Origin of the sequence: Arenibacter arenosicollis, assembly GCF_014397245.1 — a bacterium.
GTDB classification, from domain to species: Bacteria; Bacteroidota; Bacteroidia; order Flavobacteriales; family Flavobacteriaceae; genus Arenibacter; species Arenibacter arenosicollis.
Genome location: NZ_JACLHY010000002.1, coordinates 81,271 through 100,790, shown reverse-complemented (window position 1 = coordinate 100,790; position 19,520 = coordinate 81,271). Strand labels below are relative to the sequence as shown.

Genomic DNA, 19,520 nt, shown 5'->3' with positions numbered 1-19,520 from the left:
AAATACTGAAATGAAAAAGAATATATTTAGAAATGCTGCCCTGTTGCTTTTTGGCTTTCTTGTGCTAGCGTGTAATGAAGATTTTTTGGAGACCACTCCGCTGACCGAGGTTGGGGATGCGAGTGTTTGGACAGATGTTAAACTTGCGGAGGCAGCAGTTTTGGATTTGTATCAAGGAACGTGGGCGGGTACGCTTACCCGTGAAGAAACTACGGATGCCTTTACCGATCAGGCCGTTTTTACACACCCAGGTAGGGGTGTAGATGGCTATACTGAGGGTAAAATGAACCCTGCAGGTAATTTTATGGACATGCAATGGTTTAGTTGGCCTCAATTATACCCGTTCATACGAAGTGCTAATATTGCTATCCAGAAACTTACCATTAATGAGGCTGAAATGGATGCTGCTTTAGTGAATCGTTTACTCGGGGAAGCTTATTTTATGAGAGGCTATTATTACACCCAATTAATGAGACAATTTGGGGGGGTAGTATTGTTGACCGAACCTTTGACCTTGGATAGCGAGGCCAATAATCCACGAGCTACTTTTGCCGAAACCGTTAGCCAGATTTTATCCGATTTGGATCGTGCCATAGATTTGTTGGAAGAAGCACCTAGAGATCCTGCTAGAGCGGATAAAATTACTGCTTTGGCCATGAAATCCAGGGTGTTGACCCATGTTGCCAGTGATTTGTATGAGCCTTCAAAAGCTTCAAGTGTATCCACTATTGCATCCTATAGCAATCCTGAATTGATAGGATGGACCAGTGGTTCCCAATTACAGAGATGGGAAGCTGCGAAGGCTGCTTCCAAAACATTGTTGGATGCCACTACTGGTTATAAATTGGATTATACAGCGCCGGCTTCTCAGGAGGAGGCTATTCAGAACTATGAAGATATTTGGCTGCAAGGAGACCAGAACCAAGATTTTATTTGGGGAAGATTGGTAGAGGAATTTGGATTTGGTTCCAGAACGTATCCTGGAGGAGATGGATGGTCACAGGGCCCTGGTATGGTAGCCTTGTACCACGGTCCCAACGGTTACCACGAATGGGCAGGAACTACGCCTACCGAAGCCTTGGTTTCCAAATATGATTTTGCAGATGGTACCAAGTTCGACTGGGACAATCCTGCACATGCAGCGGCGCCCTACGACAATCGTGAGGCTCGTTTTTATTCTACCTTCCTTTATGATGGAGGAGCATGGAAGCAAAGGACCGATGATGTTGTGAAATTTGATAAATTCAATGAAATCCAGACCGGGTTCTATACCTTGTCCGATGGTACTATTATAAATGGTGTTGATACGCGTCAAGGTCCTATTGAGGATTGGAACGGTTCCAGAACTGGTTATTATTTTAGGAAATTCGTTGATCCAAATCAGCCGGCCTCTTGGCCCAATGACCTTCAAAAAGTGGATGCTCCGTACATTAGATATACAGAGGTCTTATTGAATTATGTGGAGGCCAATATCAATACCAATGACGAAGGGGAAGCCATTACCTGGTTGAACAAACTCCGCTTTAGAAATGGTCTGCCAGCAGTCACGGCATCTGGTTCTGCGCTGTTGGAACTTTACAAAAGGGAACGTGATAAGGAATTGGTCAATGAAGATGCTAGGCTATTTGATATGAAACGATGGTTGGAAGGTCCACAGTCCTTGAACAAACAGGTACAGCAAATATTGATTCAGGCCACGCAAAAACCAGGTACTACTGTAGCAGACTATAGAAAGGATACCTCACTTTTTGATTATGAGTATAGACCAACAAATATTGTTTTCGAAAATAGAGTTTGGCAAGACCATGTTTATTTTATGCCTATAAAACAAGAGGAAATAGATAAAGATCCTTCTATAATCCAGAATCCAGGCTATTAATAATTAAAAATATTAATTAACATTTAAATTGAATAACCCTTAGCGCTTATGTGCGGGGTTATTCTTATTTTAGGGATGTTATGTCAATACCGATTTATGATGCAAAGATTTAGTTATTTTATTTTTTTGGCACTGTCATTATTATCATGTGAACCAAAGTCAACCCAATTATTTTCCAAACTTGATGCTACGACAACTGGAGTCGACTTTAAAAATAAACTCACAGAAACCCATAAGTATAACTACTTTACTTATCCTTATATGTATTTGGGGGGCGGCGTTTCTATTGGAGATGTGAACAATGATGGTTTGGAGGATATCTTTTTTACCGGCAATATGGTGGCCAATAAACTCTATTTGAACAAAGGTGATCTAAAATTTGAGGATATTTCCGAAAGTTCTGGAATTACAGGTGATGAGCGTTGGTATTCCGGAACTACTTTCGTGGATATTAATCAGGATGGATTTTTGGATATCTATTGCTCCGTGGGTGGAAAAAATGGACCCAACAATAATGTGCTCTACATTAATAACCAAGATAATACGTTTACAGAAAAAGCTGCGGAATACGGCATAGACTGTGACGGCATAAGTATGCAGTCTACCTTTTTTGATTATGACAAGGATGGTGATCTGGATTTGTACGTAATTAATTATCCACCGACCAGTTTTACGGCCCCAGTGGAGTACTATCAGTATATGTTGGATAATCATGAAATAAAGGATTCGGATAGGCTCTATCGCAATGATGGCGGACATTTTACAGATGTCACCGTAGAGGCAGGTTTAAGCTCCTTTGGTCTTAGTCTTGGAGTTGTGGCCTCGGATGTTAATAATGATGGTTACACGGATATATTTGTTTCCAATGATTTTAATGCACCGGATTTTCTATTTATAAACAATCAGGATGGGACCTTTACCAATCAGATCAATACCAGTTTACAGCAAATCTCCTTTTTTGGGATGGGCGCTGATATAGCTGATTTCAACAACGATGGTCTTATGGATATTTTTCAATTGGATATGTCCGCCGAGGACAACTTCCGATCTAAGGCCAATATGTCCTCCATGGACCCCGCTGCGTTTTATAAGTCCGTAAATGTAGGCTTACACCATCAATACATGCAAAATTCCCTTCAAATGAATAATGGAAATGATGAGGGAGAGCTTCCTTTGTTCAGTAATGTCTCCCGCTTGGCCGGGGTTTCCTCCACGGATTGGAGCTGGGGAGCTCTAATGGCCGATTTTGACAATGATGGATGGAAGGATCTCTTTGTTACCAATGGAATCCGCAGAGATGTCAATAACAAAGATTTTTATGCTAAGTATAGGGAGTTTTTTAATAAGATGGAAAAAGATCCCAATTACAAAAACAAGGAAGAAGAAGTTGAACTGTTAAAGTATCTTGAAGAGTTGCCGTCGGAGAAATTGAGCAACTATATGTTTCAGAACAACAGGGACCTAACCTTTACCAAGAAAACCGAAGAATGGGGCTTTGAGGAAAAAACATTCTCCAATGGCGTAGCCTATTCCGACTTGGATAATGATGGGGATCTAGATCTGGTTATCAGTAATCTAGAGGATACGGCAAGTATTTATCGGAACAACTCTACTGGCAGTAACCAATTGACCTTGGAACTTAAGGGGCAAGGAAAGGTTTTGCCCAATGGAAGTAAGGTTTCCCTTTATACATCAGATGGGTTACAGGTTCAGGAGTATAATACCGTTAGAGGTTATTTGTCCTCCGTTTCCCCATTACTTCATTTTGGCCTTGGAGCTGTACAGCAGGTAGATAGCGTCTTGGTGGCCTGGCCCAATGGTTCAACCACTAAGCTTGATCAGATAAAGGCGAATCAAAGGCTTACGATAAACTATGATGCTACCAAGTTGGTTAGTTCCGTTAAATCCAGGAATAAGTCTGTAAAGCTATTCGAAACCATTGATACCCAGGATATATTTAAGCACAATGAAAACATATTTAACGATTTTGAAGTGGAGGTGTTATTGCCCCACAAGAATTCTACATTGGGCCCATCATTGGCCACTGGGGATATAAATGGAGATGGCTTGGACGATTATATTGTTGGGGGCGCTGTAGGGCAGCCGGTATCAGTGTATATACAGGATGATGAGGGCGATTTTTCAGAATTGGTTATTCCAGACTTGGCTAGTGATAAGTACTATGAAGATTTGGGGATATTAATATTTGATGCGGACAATGATGGGGATAACGACTTTTATATAGCCAGTGGAGGAAACGAGTTTAAACCCAATTCCTTGGGATACGAAGATCGCTTTTATGAGAATTTGGGGAATAATAAATTCCAACGCAATAAGGAGGCCATTCCGGATACCAAAATAAGTGGTTTAAACGTTTCTGCCTCTGATTTTGATAAGGACGGGGATTTGGATCTATTTATTGGTGGTAGGCTTGTTCCTAAAAAATACCCCTATCCGGCAGATTCTTATATTTTGGAAAATGTAAGCACTCCGGAGGGTGTTAAATTTGTGGATGTTACGGAAAAAGTGCTTCCTGGAGTAAAATCTTTAGGGCTTGTAACCTCCTCCAGTTGGGTCGATTTTGATAATGATGGCTGGGAAGACTTGGTAATTGTAGGGGAGTGGATGCCGATTAAATTCTTTAAGAATGTAAAAGGTGTTTTTGAAGATGTCTCTGACCAACTATTACAAGGCAATACCTCAGGCTGGTGGTTCTCGGTTGAAAAGGGAGACTTTGACAAGGATGGAGACCAGGATTTAGTAGTAGGTAATCTGGGTAAAAATTATAAGTATCAAGCCAGTGAAAACTCGCCATTTAAAGTGTATTTGAATGATTTTGATAGCAATGAAACTTCCGATATTGTTTTGAGTTATAAAAAAGGGGAAACTGAATTTCCGGTACGGGGACGACAATGCTCCTCCCAACAAATGCCTGCAATAAAGTTGAAGTTCCAGGATTATAATTCATTCGCAAGCGCAACATTAAATCAAATTTATACCAATAAAATGTTGGAGGAATCACTGAGTTATGAAATTAACTCTTTTGCCAGTATTTACTTGGAGAACAATAATGGAAAGTTTACGGCAAGGCAAATGCCACAGATGGCACAGATATCCAGTATAAATAAATTTGTAGTAGACGACCTCAATAAAGATGGTAATTTAGATATTGTTTTGGCGGGTAACTTGTATAATAGCGAGGTGGAAACCCCTAGGAACGATTCCAGTTTTGGCCTTTACCTCCAAGGCGACGGTAGTGGAAATTTTATTCCTAAATCCATGATGGAATCAGGTTTAAAAATTGTGGGTGATGTTCGGGGAATGGAACTGATAACCGTAAAAGGCGAAAAGCATATTTTGGTGGCCAAAAATGATGATTTTATGCAGATGATAAAGGTGAATTAATAAGCATACTTTAAAATTAAACCCAACACAGGCTGTGTTGGGTTTAATTTGGTACGCAAAAAAGTATAAGGGTCTATATGGCTGTAATCAATAAAAAGGTTTTTAAGAATACCCTTGTAATATTCATGTTTTTGGGCCTGGCTACCTTGGCATATCATTGTAAAAATGGAAAAATGGAATCGGATTATTACAATCCGGAGGTGGTGGCGACCCATGACAACGGGGAGCATTTTGTAGGTTCTGAAACTTGTATGGAGTGCCATGCCGATATTTACAGCTCGCATTTAAAGACGGCACATTTTAATAGTGGAGCCATAGTGGATTCATCCAATATTAAGGGAAGTTTCAAGGAAGGTTCCAATATATTGGACCTTGAGACCGTGGAGTTTATAATGAGGTCGGACGGAGAAGATTTTTATCAACATACCAGGATTAAAAATAGGAGTACAGAGATTCCACCTTCAAAATTTGATATTGTAATTGGATCCGGGGTAAGGGGACAGTCCTATCTCACTTGGGATAAGGACGATTTATATCAATTACAGGCTTCCTATTACACCCCTACGGACAGCTGGGTGAACAGTCCAGGATATCCTACCTATTACGATGAGCCGAGACCTATACGGGATGCCTGTCTCAAATGCCATATCACTTATGCTAAAAGTGTGGAGGCGTCTCCCAATGGAAACCGTTTTGACAAGACGCAGATGATTTATGGAATAGATTGTGAACGCTGCCATGGTCCGTCTGCTAAGCATGTTGGGTATCACAGGGGGAATCCCGAAGCAACTGAGTCTAAATTTACCTTAAAAATCGAGGACCTTTCGCGACAACAGCGTTTAGATCTTTGTGCCCAATGCCATTCTGGTTTAAGAAATGTAATATTAAAGGGAGGTTCATTCTCTTACTTTCCGGGCGAGGATTTGAGTCGTTTTTCCCAAAATGCGGACGATACAGATAAGGAGATAAGCTTAGATGTCCATGGAAATCAATATGGGCTGCTTGCAAGGAGCGAATGTTTTAAGCAAACGGCAACAATGGACTGTAGTACCTGTCATGATCCCCATAGGAAGGAGAGGGGAAATACTGCCAACTTTAATGGTAAATGCATAGGCTGTCACAGGGATAGAGCAACGGCTTGTTACAATAAAACCGATAACAGTGATATAATGGCAAATGATTGTATTACGTGTCATATGCCCACCACCCCTTCCCAGGCTATGATGGTACAATTAACTAAGGATAGTCTTGAAACCTCATTTAATATAAGAACTCATTTAATCGCCATCTATGAAAAGGATCAATGGCGTAATTGATTAAAATAAAGATAGCTCTGAAGTAGTTTAAGGCTTAAATATCTTTAATTCATGAGTTTGCAAAAAAAAAAGCCCGTATTTACAATGTAAATACGGGCTTTGAAATTATAAACGAATTCTTCTAACCCAAAAACGGATATCTGTAATCTACAGGAGTAACAAAGGTTTCTTTGATCAATCTAGGTGATACCCAGCGCAATAGGTTTTGGGCCGATCCGGCCTTATCGTTGGTGCCTGATGCCCTTGCCCCACCAAATGGTTGTTGCCCTACGACAGCACCTGTTGGTTTATCGTTGATATAAAAATTGCCGGCACAGTTCTGTAATGCTTTTGTTGCTTCCGCAATAGCATAACGATCACCTGAAAGAACAGCACCAGTAAGAGCATATTCAGAGGTGCTATCTACCAATTTAAGTGTTTTGGACCAATCCTTGTCCTCATAAACATAAATGGTAACCACGGGTCCGAAAAGCTCGGTTTCCATGGTAGTATATTTTGGATCGGTCGTTACTATGACCGTAGGCTCTACAAAATAACCTTTGGATTTGTCGTAATTACCACCTGCATAAATTTCTGCATTTTTGTTTTTTCTGGCCTGGTCGATATATTTGGCCAGCTTGTCAAAAGAACCTTCGTGAATAACGGCCGTAATAAAATTGCTCATGTCCTCAGGGGAGCCTGGTTTGTTGAACGATTCCACATCCGATTTAACAAAATCCAATATTTCTTTTGAAATGGATTTTGGAAGGTAGACTCTTGAGGCAGCACTACATTTCTGACCTTGGAATTCGAAGGCACCTCTCACAATAGCTGTAGCTACCTGCTTAGGATTAGCGGTAGGATGGGCAATAATGAAATCCTTGCCTCCTGTTTCGCCAACAATCCTAGGATAGGTTTTGTAGATATGGATATTGTTTCCGATCTGTTTCCATAATTCCTTGAAGACGTGGGTAGATCCCGTATAATGGATTCCTGCAAAATCAGGGCTGCTCAAAGCTTCTTTAGTAATCATCACGGGATCTCCGTAAACTACATTGATAACGCCATCGGGAAGTCCTGCTTCCTTAAAGATATCCACTATTACTTTTGCAGAAAAGACTTGGCTGTCACTTGGTTTCCATAGTACCACATTTCCCATCATTGCCGCACTGGCCGGAAGATTTCCTGCAATAGCTGTAAAATTGAAAGGAGTAATGGCATAGATAAAGCCTTCTAAAGGACGGTATTCCACTCTATTCCAAATACCTTCGGCAGAATCCGGTTGCTCCTCGTAAATCTGGGACATGTATTCCACATTGAATCGAAGGAAATCTATAAGTTCACATGCTGCATCGATCTCGGCCTGATGTATATTTTTTGATTGCGCAATCATCGTTGCAGCATTAATTTTCGCCCTATAAGGTCCAGAAATCAACTCAGCGGCCTTTAGGAAAATGGCAGCGCGTTGTTCCCATTCCAAATTTGCCCAATGTTCCCTTGCTTCCAATGCGTTGGCAATGGCATGGGTTACATCTTCCTTCTTGGCAGTATGATATTGGCCTACTATGTGCTTATGGTCATGTGGAGGAGAAATAGGTTTGGTGTTTCCCGTTTTTACATCCTTCCCTCCAATATACATTGCAACGTCGGTGTGGCCATTGAAATAGGCACTGTATTGCTTTAGTACTTCTTCCCGCTCAGGAGAGCCAGGGGCATAACTTTTAATAGGTTCGTTATATGCCGTGGGGACTTGAAAAAATCCTTTGCCCATGATATTTTATTTTTAAGTTCAAATTCACGGCAAAGGTACTAAATGCATCTGCGATAATAAAAAGAAGTATTAAGTGAATTTAGTTTTTGGACATGGCACTGTAAATGTAAAATCAACAGATTCATTATTGCTTATAATTTATGCAATATGCAGTTTTTTCCATGAAAGAATATCAAGGAAAATAGAGAAAAACTAAGTAATTTATGAATTCTAATTTAAGGCGAACGGAGCGCTAAATTTAAATGTTGGGATATAAACCCTGAACTTATCCGAATTATTTATGCTTACCATGTTATAATGGCCCTTCATAGCTCCAATAGTGGAAGCCAATAGGCACCCGGAACTGTAGGTGTGCGATTCACCAGGCTTAATTACCGGCTTTTTGCCAATTACCCCTTCTCCATCCAACACTTCCAATTCATTTAGGGAATCGTAAATCTGCCAATGGCGAGATGTCAATTGAACAGAATCCTTACTTTGGTTTTCTATGGTAATGGTATAGCCGAAAGCAAAATGCATCTTATAATTCTTGAAGAAAGTTCCTTCAAAACTGGTGTTCACCGATATTTTAATGCCTTTAGTTACCTGTGTTATCATAAGATTGGATTCTAAAATGTAAATAAACTACCTATCTAAAACTATACTTCTTATAGTACTGGCCTAAACATAAAATACAATATTCGAAAATACGTATTCAACTAGGATTATCAATTTACCTTGCCCCAGAGGATTTCCATACTGTTTTGCAAAGATAAATAGCAAATTTCGCAAATTATCTTAAAATTGCAATTCTTTTATGAATCAAAACATTACCTCTAAAAAACAATTAGTCAGCAAGATAAGTAAGAAGAGCCAATTTAAAAAGTTAATATTGATATGATCGGTGTAATTATATTTTTTTCTGATGTAAGTCTAAACATTTCTTCCTTGGACACTGTTGGAAAGAGTATTGTTGACTGAAGAGGTTGGCCGTCAGACTTTTTGGAAACTCTCAGGACCTGCCCTATAATTTCCTTAAAGCAGTTGGATTGATTTCAATGGATTATTTATTAACTACGGCAAAATTTATTTATAATCAAAAGAGCGCAGGTTAGTGAATATTGACTTATTTTTATTTATAATCGAATTATAATTACTGAAATTTGAGAAAAGTTAATATGGTATTGAAAGGAGTAAAGAATGTTTTGGCGACAAGCCGGAGAAGGTTGACAAAGGTGTTGGTCTATGTCCGGGAACATCCTTTCAAATCATTATTTTTTGCCGCAATAGCTGGATTATTTAGTCTGTTTTTACTTTTTTTGGTCATCTATATGGGTGCTTTTGGCAAATTACCGACCAAAGCCTATTTAAAAAGTTTGAAAAATCCGGTTACCTCTACCATTTATGCTTCCAATAAAGAGCCTATTGGGTATTATTATCTTCAAAACAGATCTAATGCTGATAGTTCACAAATAGGGTCGTCCCTTAAACAGGCACTCGTTGCCACAGAAGATGTTCGTTTCTATGAACATGGGGGAATAGATTACCAAAGTTATGCAAGGGTATTGATAAAGTCGATCATACTTCAGCAAAATGCAGGAGGCGGAAGTACTATTACCCAACAGGTGGCTAAAAATTTGTTTGGAAGGGAAGAACAGTTTTTTCTTTCTACCCCAATTAATAAAATTAGGGAAATATTTATAGCCGGAAGACTGGAAAGTATTTATGATAAGGAGGATATCATTTTGCTGTATTTCAATACCGTTTCCTTTGGCGAAAATGTTTATGGGATAGAAAAGGCATCCTCTCGTTTTTTTAACAAGCCTCCTGAAGAATTGACATTGCCAGAAAGCGCAACCTTGGTTGGCCTGTTAAAGGCGCCATCCTATTATAATCCAAGGAGGTTTCCGGAAAGGGCCGAGCAAAGACGAAATGTGGTTCTTTCCCAAATGCTTAAATACAATTATATAACGGAAGAAACTTTCACCGAGGCCCAGATTCCAATGAAGGTGGATTATCAGACTCCAAAAAAAGTTTCGTCTTTTTCTGCTTATTTCAAGGATTATGTAGCTGCGGAATTTGCGGTTTGGGCAGCAGAAAACCCGTCGCCCGATGGTCATATTTACGATTTGGAGGCAGACGGCCTATCCATATATACTACCTTAAATACCAACATACAGAAGTATGCAGAATCTGCCCTGCAGCGCCAAGCGGACAATCTGCAGAAACTTATGGATACCTATTGGGCTTCGGCGACTACCGAAGGGGGCAAGGAGGTGTTATTGAAAAAATTGGTAGACCAAAATAATCAAGTACGACAAATGCGTCAAAGTGGAAAAACGGAAGCTGAAATAGAAGCGTTTGTTAAGGATAAGCGAAATAGAAAATACTGGGTGATCGGCAAGGGGTATGAAGATCAAATGCAGTCATTGGAAGACTCCATTGCAAAAAGTATAAATAGGTTGCATGCCGGGGTTATTGCTGTTAGTAGTGTCTCTGGCAGGATAATGGGATATGTAGGCGGAATCGATTATGGATTTAGTCAAATAGACAATGTTACCACGCCTAGGCAGGTGGGTTCTACATTTAAGCCAATTACCTATTTGGCGGCCTTGCAGGCAGGGGAGGAACCCTGTAATTATTATGACAACAATCTTGTTACATATTCAAAGTATGAAGATTGGAGACCTCGAAATTCCAATAATAGGTATGGAGGTAGTTATAGTATGTATGGTGCTTTGGCGAATTCCGTGAATACGGTTTCCGTTACCCTTCAGCTGAAGACGGGAACTGAGAGGGTATTGGAACAGGCAAAAAAGATGGGAATAGAATCGGAGCTTCCCAATGTGCCTTCCATTGTGCTGGGGACTGCAGATATCAGCTTATTGGAAATGGTAACCGCATATGCCAGTATTTCCAATGGGGGGAATAAAATAAAACCCTATGCCATTGATCGCATAGAAGATGAACAAGGTAATATTTTGTATGAAGCCAAGCCGATATATGAAGGGCGGGTGGCGAGTACCGAAAATATTAAAGCCATACAAAAAATGATGGAGGGTGTTATTAAGGAAGGTACTGGTTCTCGATTATTGGGTTATGAAATTCCTTATAACCTTATTGGTAAAACGGGAACTACCCAAAATAATGGGGATGGTTGGTTCATAGGCTGTTCCCCTGAGCTCGTTGTTGGCTCCTGGGTAGGCACCTTCGATAAACGGGTGCAGTTTGCCACCACGAGTATGGGATCTGGTTCCAATACAGCCCTGCCCATTGTGGCATCCATATTTAAAAATTTAAGTTACTGGAAACGACCGCTACTCAGCAATTTTGAGTATGGTTTTGATTACTTTCCTTGTAGGCCATTTGTAGAATTGAATGCCAAAGAGGCTTATGAATTTGCCCAGACAGATTCTATCTATTTACAGGAATTACGGGTAAGGGATACGCTTGCTGTATTGGTAGATGCACCTATCACAATCGATTCGGTCCAAGGGATTGTACCCGGGCAAATAGCGTTTGATTCTATTGTTAAGGATAGCCTTTCAATAGAGTTGAATACTTCCAAAACTGAGGTCAACCAATAAAATGATTTTATGAATTTGATTTTCTGTTTGTATAATAATCTGCGATTTAATAGATTAAAAAATTATTGTTAATGATAAACATAATGGCCAAACGGACATCTTGTACCTTTCTTAAACACTCAAATATCTTAAATAACGTACAAATTCCATTTGGATGGTTGTTGATCCATTGGAATTTAGATAGTTAGAATTATAAAATTTCATTTTCATTAACAATTTTTTCTTACATTTGTAGAAATATAAATTATAGGAAAAATATTACTTTTTAAAATTATAGACTTACCCAAATAAGGACTACCAAATCTTTAGCAATATTTCCATAGGTATTGTAGGTTGTACATTATTCACCTTAATCATATCCAGAAAATAGTTGGCAGGCGATTTGTTTGTGTCTTTTTACACTTTTTAAGGTTATGAAGATTGAGACAGTATGCATTATTGATGATGATCCCATTTTTGTTTATGGGACAAAAGTTTTATTAAACTACAACAGCTGTTTTGGTTCCTCAGTGATTGTTCATGAGGACGGAAAGGAGGCTTTGGAAAATCTCACTGCAATGGTTAAAGGTGGGGAACAATTGCCTGATGTCATTTTCCTTGATTTAAATATGCCCATTATGGATGGATGGGAATTCCTGGATGAATTTGTAAAATTACCCCTAGAGAATAAACCTAGGGTGTATATAGTGAGCTCTTCAATAGATAACCAGGACATTGAAAAGGCCCATACCTATGATGTAGTAAAAGACTTTATAGTAAAGCCATTGTCCGATTCCATTCTTTCTGATCTGTTCGAGACCATTGAGACGGAGGGCGCAGCTTAAAACGTAAAAGTAAGGTAGTTTACTTTTGCTTAAGCGGGGTATGAGCCGGCGTGCTGGCCTTCGAAGCCCATAGACCTAACTTACTTTTTCCGAGGGATTACCTTCGGTTTTCCCTAATGGTTATCGTACTGCAAGTAAAACTGCCTGACTTTTCAGGCCAGATATCTAAAAACAACAAAACCCAATCAAGTAAACTTGTTGGGTTTTTAAAGTTTTGATCCACAGAATAACTGTGATTAATCGTGGAGCCGGGGAGAATCGAACTCCCGTCCAAACAAGCAATTACAATGCCTTCTACATGCTTAGTTTCTAATTGATTTTCGATGTGCACCTGACTAGAAACAGCCTAATACACACTTATCTTCTTAAGTTTTGGTGATAGTGCCGAAACTTCACTACCCTTATGGTGACTTTGATGGTGCTTCTGATAGGGACGCCGTCAACAAGGGCTTCCCAGAAACATCTCGCTTCCCTACCTTGTAGGGACGAGGCTAAATCCTACTATGATTCGGATTAAGCGGCAAGAGCGTAATTATTTTCGCCAATTAAAAAGTGTGGAAAATGAGATTAACGAGCTGTAGCCCAGCGCTCGGCATGCTTACATTCCAATTGGTCTCGCTGTCAAAACCAGTCGGCCCCTTCAATGAGATAGGTACGCCTGGGCGTACCGTAATCGAACCTGCCTGCCGGCAGGCAAGTTGAATCCCGCCGTTGGCGGGATATTTTATCCAACCTGCCTAATCGTAGGATAAAGTCAGGTTTGATTCCGCTAGCAGCGGAATATTATTTCGTTGAATAAAATTCCGCCAACGGCAGAAATATTCTCTCATCTTTTTTTTCAATGAACTCTATAATCTATTCTTGGGCGTTCCCTTTTTTCTCCTGCAAGGTTTTGAAAACCTTGTAGGTATCAAAAAAAGGTCGGGCTTTCGGCTATATTTTTTTGATTTTTTCCCGAACACGGTTCAGGGAAAATCAAAAAAGATGCCGCCTCTATCCCTAACGCGGTCGCCAAAGGTACTCCAAAAACTATTCCAAAAAAAGTTTTGCTTGTCAACTTGTCATTTGTTACATTTACAACTATACAGTTTAATAATGTTACAAATATAAATCATTATGAAATTTGGGATTATTAGGGAGCGAAAAAATCCACCCGACCGCCGGGTGGTCCTAACACCGGATGCTTGTGTAAAGGTTCTTACTAAATTCAAGGAGGCAGAAATAATAGTGGAGCCTTCTCCTATTAGGGTTTTTAGTGATAAGGAATATGAGGCAAAGGGCCTACAGGTGGCAGCGGAAATGGAAAAATGCGATGTGCTTATTGGTGTTAAGGAAGTGCCCATAGATCATTTGATTCCCAATAAACAATACTTCTTTTTTTCCCATACCATTAAAAAGCAGCACTATAATAGAAATTTGCTTAAAGCTGTTTTGGACAAGAATATTGAATTGTATGATCACGAAGTAATTACCAATTCCAAACGACAGCGTTTGGTAGCATTTGGAAGGTATGCCGGAATTGTTGGTGCTTACAATGGTATTAGGACGTATGGACTTAAATTTGATTTGTATCAACTGCCAAAAGCGGAAACATTGGCAGACCAGCAAGCTTTGATATCGGAGCTAATAAAGCTAAAACTCCCCAACATTAAAATACTCTTGACGGGTAGGGGAAGGGTTGGCAATGGTGCCAAAGAAATGTTGGATGCAATGGATATCAAGAAAGTTAACGTCTCCGATTACCTAACCGAGACCTTTCAGGAACCTGTCTATTGCCAGATAGACGCCTCTGAATATAACAGGCGCAAGGATGGAGTAAGAGGGAATAAGGCTGATTTTTTTGCTCATCCAGAGGAATACAAGTCCAATTTCTTTCGTTTTGCCGAAGTAACGGATTTTTATATTGCCGGGCATTTTTATGGAGACGGTGCGCCTTATCTTTTTACCCGAGAGGATGCCAGACATCCCAATTTTGGAATAAAGGTCGTAGCCGATGTTAGCTGTGATATCAATGGCCCCGTCGCCACGACTATCAGACCAAGCACAATAGCAGAACCAATTTATGGATACGATCCCATTACGGAGTCTGAAATAGATTTTAAGGATCCGAAAGCCATTGCAGTAATGGCCGTGGATAATTTACCCTGCGAATTACCACGTGATGCCAGTGTTGGTTTTGGCGATGCCTTTGTGAAAAATGTAATCCCTGCTTTTTTTAATGGGGACAAAGATGGCGTTTTGGAAAGGGCCAGAATGACCAAAAACGGAAAACTAACCAAGAGATATTCCTATCTACAGGGTTATGTAGATGGGGGGACAGCAATCAGTAGGCGGTAAACATTAAACAGGGATGTCTGACTAAAAATAAACTGGTCCCGTCTATTCAACATTGATTTTCCATTCAATCATTGGGTGCTCCTTGGGTGCAGTAAAGGCGCCTAGGGCCTCGAGTTTCAGGTCTAGGCTACCAAGCCTGTTCAAAGTTTTTATTTTGATGATTTTCGATTCTCCAGCGGGAATCTCAAATACTGGGGAGCTATCGTAAAAGGTAAAAGACATTGCATTTTCAAATAAGAGGTCGCTACTGGATATATTTTTAAGCTCTATTTCCAGAACCTGGGTCTTCCCAATATACGCTGCACTTACTATCTCAATACTCGCTTTTAATAAAGGCTTTAGGTAACTGGCTTTCCCAACAAGAAGATCGTTATAAACGGCAACTGTTCTACCTGCAAAAAGGGCCACTTTTAATCCCTCAATGCTCTTTTCTTTTGCAAATACCAAGGTAATGGGGCGGTGGTTGCCCTTTTGGGTGTAGCTCCAGTCGATCAACCCGTGTATGTCACTGGTTCCCATAATAGTTAAATTGTTCTCAAGTGCCAGAGCAAGGGATTCCTCGGAATAATCCACGGTGTTAATGACTTCAATTCCGTGTAATTCACTTTTCTTTATCCTTTCTTTTTGAAAATCACTTAATATCGGGGTGCCGGCCATACTTTGGGCATACCATGCGGGGTGGTTCCAGAAAACGAAAGCCTGTTGTTTTTTTGCAGCAGTAAAAGCATCTTTCGCATCATCATGCAGTAATTCATTGGCATCGGTAATAAAAACGGCATTGTTATGTCCAACTGGGGCGGAACGGGTAATTTCAGAGCCTGGCACTATTAATAGCTCGTGTTCCTTAGCTTCCTCCATGGCTAGATGATAGGCTCTGTTGCGATCTGGATGCGGAATATCCTCTTTATGTGGCTGGTACTCCAAATGCTCGGTCAGGGATATGGCATCCAAGTTTTCCCGTAGTGCTTCCTCTACTCTTATTGTAGGCCAAACCTTGCCGTCAGAAAATACACTGTGCATGTGTAAATCGGTCTTCAAGGTAACATATCCATCTATGTTGGGGTAGGACAGTGGCTGTGCCCCGGAATGTGAATGGGTTTGGGCGTTTAGGCCTAGGAAAGTGAATAGCAACGCCAAGGTTATAATGGTATTTTTCATTTCGGTTGTTTTTTCAAAAATAATGGATAGAATTCCTTGAAAATAAAGAAAAATATGTTCATTTGGTTAAGAAAAGGTAAATTAAGTCCATCATGAATCCAGCAGAAGAATATATCCTTAACCAGCCAGAGCCATACAGGGGCATTCTATTGTACCTCCAAGCGGTCATTGAAGGTGCCATTCCAGGTGTGGAGTTAAAATTTAAATATAAGATCCCTTTTTACTACATCAACGGCAAGCCTTACTGCTATTTAAACCAAAGTAAGGATTATGTGGATCTTGGGTTCTGGAACGCGGCCCATTTAACTGTGCATTTGGAGCAAATGAACACAGAGGGGCGAAAAATGATGAAATCCCTTCGTTACAAATCCTTGGAAGACATTGATACTACCGTTCTAAAGGAAGTCCTGGAGGATGCCTATAGCGTTAAGGATAGAAAATTTTGGAAATAAAATCAAAAAAAACCATAATTGGTTGTGAGATTTACATGAATTCCCCCTTGTCTTATTAAATTTTACTGACCACTGACCACTGACCACCGCCTACTCCTCGATCAACCCTTTATCCTTATAAAGTTGAATATATTGGTTGCTCAACGAATCGGAATCTTTGTATTTTTTCCTTAATTCATTAAGTTTCTCCTTCAGTTCAGATACCACTTGGGCATAATCCGAGTCATCAAATACATTGTGCAACTCCTGTGGATCTTTTTCGCGATCGTAGAGTTCCCACACATCCACATCGTAATAAAAGTGTATTAATTTAAACTCTTTTGTGGCAATGCCATAATGACGCTTTACCGCATGTTCCGCAGGATATTCGTAATAATGGTAATAAACTGCATCCCGATCCCATTTCTCCTTTTCAACCTTAAGAAGTGGTACTAGGCTTTTGCCCTGCATGTCCTCTGGGGATTTTACACCCGCAACTTCCAAAAAGGTCTGGGCAAAATCCAAGTTCTGTACCATTTCATCTTCTGTAGTTCCTGGAGTAATTACATTTGGCCATTTTATAAGTAGCGGGGTTTTAAAAGATTCATCGTACATAAACCTTTTGTCGAACCAGCCGTGTTCCCCCAGATAAAAACCTTGATCAGAAGTGTACACCACCAAGGTGTTCTCCGCAAGTCCCTCGTTATCCAAATAATCCAAGACTCGACCTACGTTTTCATCAACCGCAGCAATGGTCCCTAAATAATCCTGCATATACCTTTGGTATTTCCAAACCATAAGGGTAGAATCGTTCATGTTACTATACTCCTTTTTAAATGCCTCATTAATAGGGCCGTATACCTTGTCCCATTCAGCTCTCTGTTCAGGATTAAATTTGTTTAGGCCTCCAATGCCCAAGTGTTCCTCTATTTTTAATTCTTCCAGTACCGCATCCGTTATTTTTAGGTCATATCGCAAGGTCATATGCTTAAGTATGTTCATCTCGGCAGGACCGGCCGTGGTTTCACGTGTAGCATAATCGTCGAACAAAGTAGCTGGTAATGGATAGTTTTTTTTGGTAAATTCTTTGTAATGTCTTGGGGCTGGCATCCAGGACCTGTGTGGTGCCTTGTGCAAATACATCAACATAAAGGGTTTTTTGGCATCCCTACGGTTTTTTAGCCAATCCAATGTGAGGTCGGTGGTAATATCGGTAACATAGCCTGTAACGGTGGTATCCCCGGTAGCTGTAATAAAGCGGGGGTTGTAATAATCTCCTTGTCCTGGAAGAATCTTAAATTCATCGAAACCCTTGGGGTTGTTGCCAAAATGGAGCTTCCCGAACATAGCTGTCTGGTAGCCTGCTTTCTGCAATAATTGGGGAAATGTCACATTGGTAGTGTCAAATGGGGAGATATTGTCAATCTTGCCATTAATGTGGCTATGTTTTCCGGTCAGGATAACGGCACGCGAAGGCGCACATATGGAATTGGTAACACTGGCATTGGTAAAGAGCATTCCTTCCTTGGCAATTCGGTCTATATTCGGGGTGTTAATTAATTGATCATCATAGGCGCTAATGGCTTGATATGCATGGTCATCGGACATGATGAACAATATATTCGGTTTTTTCGATATTTGTTCCTCTACTTTCTCATTACAAGAGGTCAACAATAAAAAAAATCCTCCGAAAAAGAGATAAAATAGTATGCGATTCATAGTTACGGGTTAGGGTGAACATCAATTATGCCTGTATCAATTTTTTATTGGCATTACAGGCTAGGCCAAGGACAAATTTATGTTTTTAACCTACAAATGCCAACTAAATGCCTTGTAAGAATAAAAATATATGCTCAGTTGGCCCTTGTTGATTAGTATGGATTATGAATAGGCGATATACTTTTGTTCGAAGTCTTTAAGTCATCTTTTTTATATTACATTATATCTATAATGAAAAATGCCGCACATTTTAGTGCGGCATTCAATAATATCTCGATAAAATCTTTAAAGAATTTCAGTGTAGTTATAAGGAATTTACCGTTTTTCTTATCGCTACCAAATTGGTCAACAGTTTCTCCAGATGATCCAGATGAAGCATATTGGCTCCATCACTTTTGGCATTGGCAGGATCAAAATGGGTTTCCATAAAAATACCGTCGGCACCAGTAACAATGCCTGCTCGTGCTATGGTTTCTATCATATCCGGTCTTCCGCCCGTAACTCCGGAAGACTGATTGGGCTGTTGTAAGGAATGGGTAACGTCCAATACCACTGGTGCATACTGCTTCATAGTAGGGATGCCACGGAAATCCACGATCATATCCTGGTAGCCAAACATAGTGCCCCTATCGGTTACCATAACCTGTTCGTTATTGGAATCAAGGACTTTTTGTACTGCGTGCTTCATGCTTTCCGGGCTCATAAACTGTCCCTTTTTTAGATTGATTACTTTTCCGGTTTCGGCTGCCGCAACAACTAAATCGGTCTGACGCACCAAAAATGCGGGAATTTGCAGGATATCGACATATTCTGCGGCCATATGGGCGTCTGAAATTTCATGAATATCCGTTATGGTAGGTACCTTAAAAGTTTCGGATACTTTTCTGAGAATTTTTAGGGCCTTTTCATCCCCGATACCAGTAAAGGAGTCTACCCGGCTACGGTTGGCCTTTTTAAAACTTCCCTTAAAAACGTAGGGAATGTTTAATTTATCGGTTATAGATACTACCTTTTCTGCAATTCGCATCGCCATTTCTTCCCCTTCAATGGCACATGGCCCACACAGTAAAAAAAAGTTGTTGCTTTTGGTATGTTTAAGTTGAGGTACAAGCTCTAGATTCATTGGTCCTAATTT

General features: G+C 40.1%; 12 protein-coding genes and 1 other RNA gene. 7 read left to right on the top strand and 6 right to left on the bottom strand.

Annotated features, from left to right (window positions below; genetic code table 11):
- The first annotated feature begins 10 nt into the window (after positions 1-10).
- The 3 genes from H4O18_RS03520 (at position 11) to H4O18_RS03510 (ending at position 6,600) form a co-directional block, all read left to right on the top strand.
- Positions 11-1,879 carry a RagB/SusD family nutrient uptake outer membrane protein gene (locus H4O18_RS03520; RefSeq protein WP_187581730.1) on the top strand — a complete coding sequence of 623 codons (1,869 nt, stop codon included), beginning with the start codon at positions 11-13 and terminating at the stop codon, positions 1,877-1,879.
- Between the two features lie 96 nt (positions 1,880-1,975).
- Entirely contained in the window at positions 1,976-5,284 is a 3,309-nt protein-coding gene (locus tag H4O18_RS03515; RefSeq protein ID WP_246473958.1) for a VCBS repeat-containing protein, read from the top strand.
- Positions 5,285-5,361: 77 nt separating this feature from the next.
- Entirely contained in the window at positions 5,362-6,600 is a 1,239-nt protein-coding gene (locus tag H4O18_RS03510) for a multiheme c-type cytochrome (protein WP_187581729.1), read from the top strand.
- Between the two features lie 121 nt (positions 6,601-6,721).
- Here the strand turns inward: H4O18_RS03510 and pruA are convergent, their stop codons facing one another.
- Positions 6,722-8,350: an L-glutamate gamma-semialdehyde dehydrogenase gene (gene pruA / locus H4O18_RS03505; RefSeq protein WP_187581728.1), complete on the bottom strand. Its 1,629-nt coding sequence runs from the start codon at positions 8,348-8,350 to the stop codon at positions 6,722-6,724.
- A gap of 210 nt (positions 8,351-8,560) precedes the next feature.
- Entirely contained in the window at positions 8,561-8,947 is a 387-nt protein-coding gene (apaG, locus tag H4O18_RS03500) for a Co2+/Mg2+ efflux protein ApaG (RefSeq protein WP_187581727.1), read from the bottom strand.
- A 545-nt stretch (positions 8,948-9,492) separates the two neighbouring features.
- Here apaG and H4O18_RS03495 point away from each other — a divergent pair.
- Together H4O18_RS03495 and H4O18_RS03490 are read left to right on the top strand one after the other, a co-directional pair.
- Entirely contained in the window at positions 9,493-11,916 is a 2,424-nt protein-coding gene (locus H4O18_RS03495; protein WP_246473956.1) for a transglycosylase domain-containing protein, read from the top strand.
- 413 nt (positions 11,917-12,329) lie between these two features.
- A complete protein-coding gene (locus H4O18_RS03490) occupies positions 12,330-12,740 on the top strand; it encodes a response regulator (RefSeq protein WP_187581726.1) in 411 nt (136 codons plus the stop codon).
- A 240-nt stretch (positions 12,741-12,980) separates the two neighbouring features.
- Here H4O18_RS03490 and ssrA read toward each other — a convergent pair.
- Positions 12,981-13,379: a transfer-messenger RNA gene (ssrA, locus tag H4O18_RS03485) on the bottom strand.
- Positions 13,380-13,856: 477 nt separating this feature from the next.
- Between ssrA and H4O18_RS03480 the strand changes: the two genes are divergently transcribed.
- Entirely contained in the window at positions 13,857-15,077 is a 1,221-nt protein-coding gene (locus H4O18_RS03480) for an NAD(P)-dependent oxidoreductase (RefSeq protein WP_187581725.1), read from the top strand.
- A 42-nt stretch (positions 15,078-15,119) separates the two neighbouring features.
- Here the strand turns inward: H4O18_RS03480 and H4O18_RS03475 are convergent, their stop codons facing one another.
- A complete protein-coding gene (locus H4O18_RS03475; RefSeq protein ID WP_187581724.1) occupies positions 15,120-16,235 on the bottom strand; it encodes an Sb-PDE family phosphodiesterase in 1,116 nt (371 codons plus the stop codon).
- Between the two features lie 92 nt (positions 16,236-16,327).
- On the opposite strand from H4O18_RS03475, the gene H4O18_RS03470 reads away from it, so the two are divergent.
- The gene (locus H4O18_RS03470) at positions 16,328-16,687 is read left to right on the top strand and encodes a DUF1801 domain-containing protein (RefSeq protein WP_187581723.1); all 360 of its coding nucleotides are present in this window, start codon (positions 16,328-16,330) and stop codon (positions 16,685-16,687) included.
- 90 nt (positions 16,688-16,777) lie between these two features.
- On the opposite strand, the gene H4O18_RS03465 is transcribed toward H4O18_RS03470, so the two are convergent.
- Entirely contained in the window at positions 16,778-18,385 is a 1,608-nt protein-coding gene (locus tag H4O18_RS03465) for a sulfatase family protein (protein WP_187581722.1), read from the bottom strand.
- 304 nt (positions 18,386-18,689) lie between these two features.
- Positions 18,690-19,508: a 3-deoxy-8-phosphooctulonate synthase gene (kdsA, locus tag H4O18_RS03460; protein WP_187581721.1), complete on the bottom strand. Its 819-nt coding sequence runs from the start codon at positions 19,506-19,508 to the stop codon at positions 18,690-18,692.
- Positions 19,509-19,520: the final 12 nt, after the last annotated feature.

What these genes read in the sequence shown, in the direction of transcription:
- H4O18_RS03520 (WP_187581730.1), top strand. Translation starts at nt 11, where the DNA reads ATGAAAAAGAATATATTTAGAAATGCTGCCCTGTTGCTTTTTGGCTTT.
- H4O18_RS03515 (WP_246473958.1), top strand. Translation starts at nt 1,976, where the DNA reads ATGATGCAAAGATTTAGTTATTTTATTTTTTTGGCACTGTCATTATTA.
- H4O18_RS03510 (WP_187581729.1), top strand. Translation starts at nt 5,362, where the DNA reads ATGGCTGTAATCAATAAAAAGGTTTTTAAGAATACCCTTGTAATATTC.
- pruA (WP_187581728.1), bottom strand. Translation starts at nt 8,350, where the DNA reads ATGGGCAAAGGATTTTTTCAAGTCCCCACGGCATATAACGAACCTATT.
- apaG (WP_187581727.1), bottom strand. Translation starts at nt 8,947, where the DNA reads ATGATAACACAGGTAACTAAAGGCATTAAAATATCGGTGAACACCAGT.
- H4O18_RS03490 (WP_187581726.1), top strand. Translation starts at nt 12,330, where the DNA reads ATGAAGATTGAGACAGTATGCATTATTGATGATGATCCCATTTTTGTT.
- H4O18_RS03480 (WP_187581725.1), top strand. Translation starts at nt 13,857, where the DNA reads ATGAAATTTGGGATTATTAGGGAGCGAAAAAATCCACCCGACCGCCGG.
- H4O18_RS03475 (WP_187581724.1), bottom strand. Translation starts at nt 16,235, where the DNA reads ATGAAAAATACCATTATAACCTTGGCGTTGCTATTCACTTTCCTAGGC.
- H4O18_RS03470 (WP_187581723.1), top strand. Translation starts at nt 16,328, where the DNA reads ATGAATCCAGCAGAAGAATATATCCTTAACCAGCCAGAGCCATACAGG.
- H4O18_RS03465 (WP_187581722.1), bottom strand. Translation starts at nt 18,385, where the DNA reads ATGAATCGCATACTATTTTATCTCTTTTTCGGAGGATTTTTTTTATTG.
- kdsA (WP_187581721.1), bottom strand. Translation starts at nt 19,508, where the DNA reads ATGAATCTAGAGCTTGTACCTCAACTTAAACATACCAAAAGCAACAAC.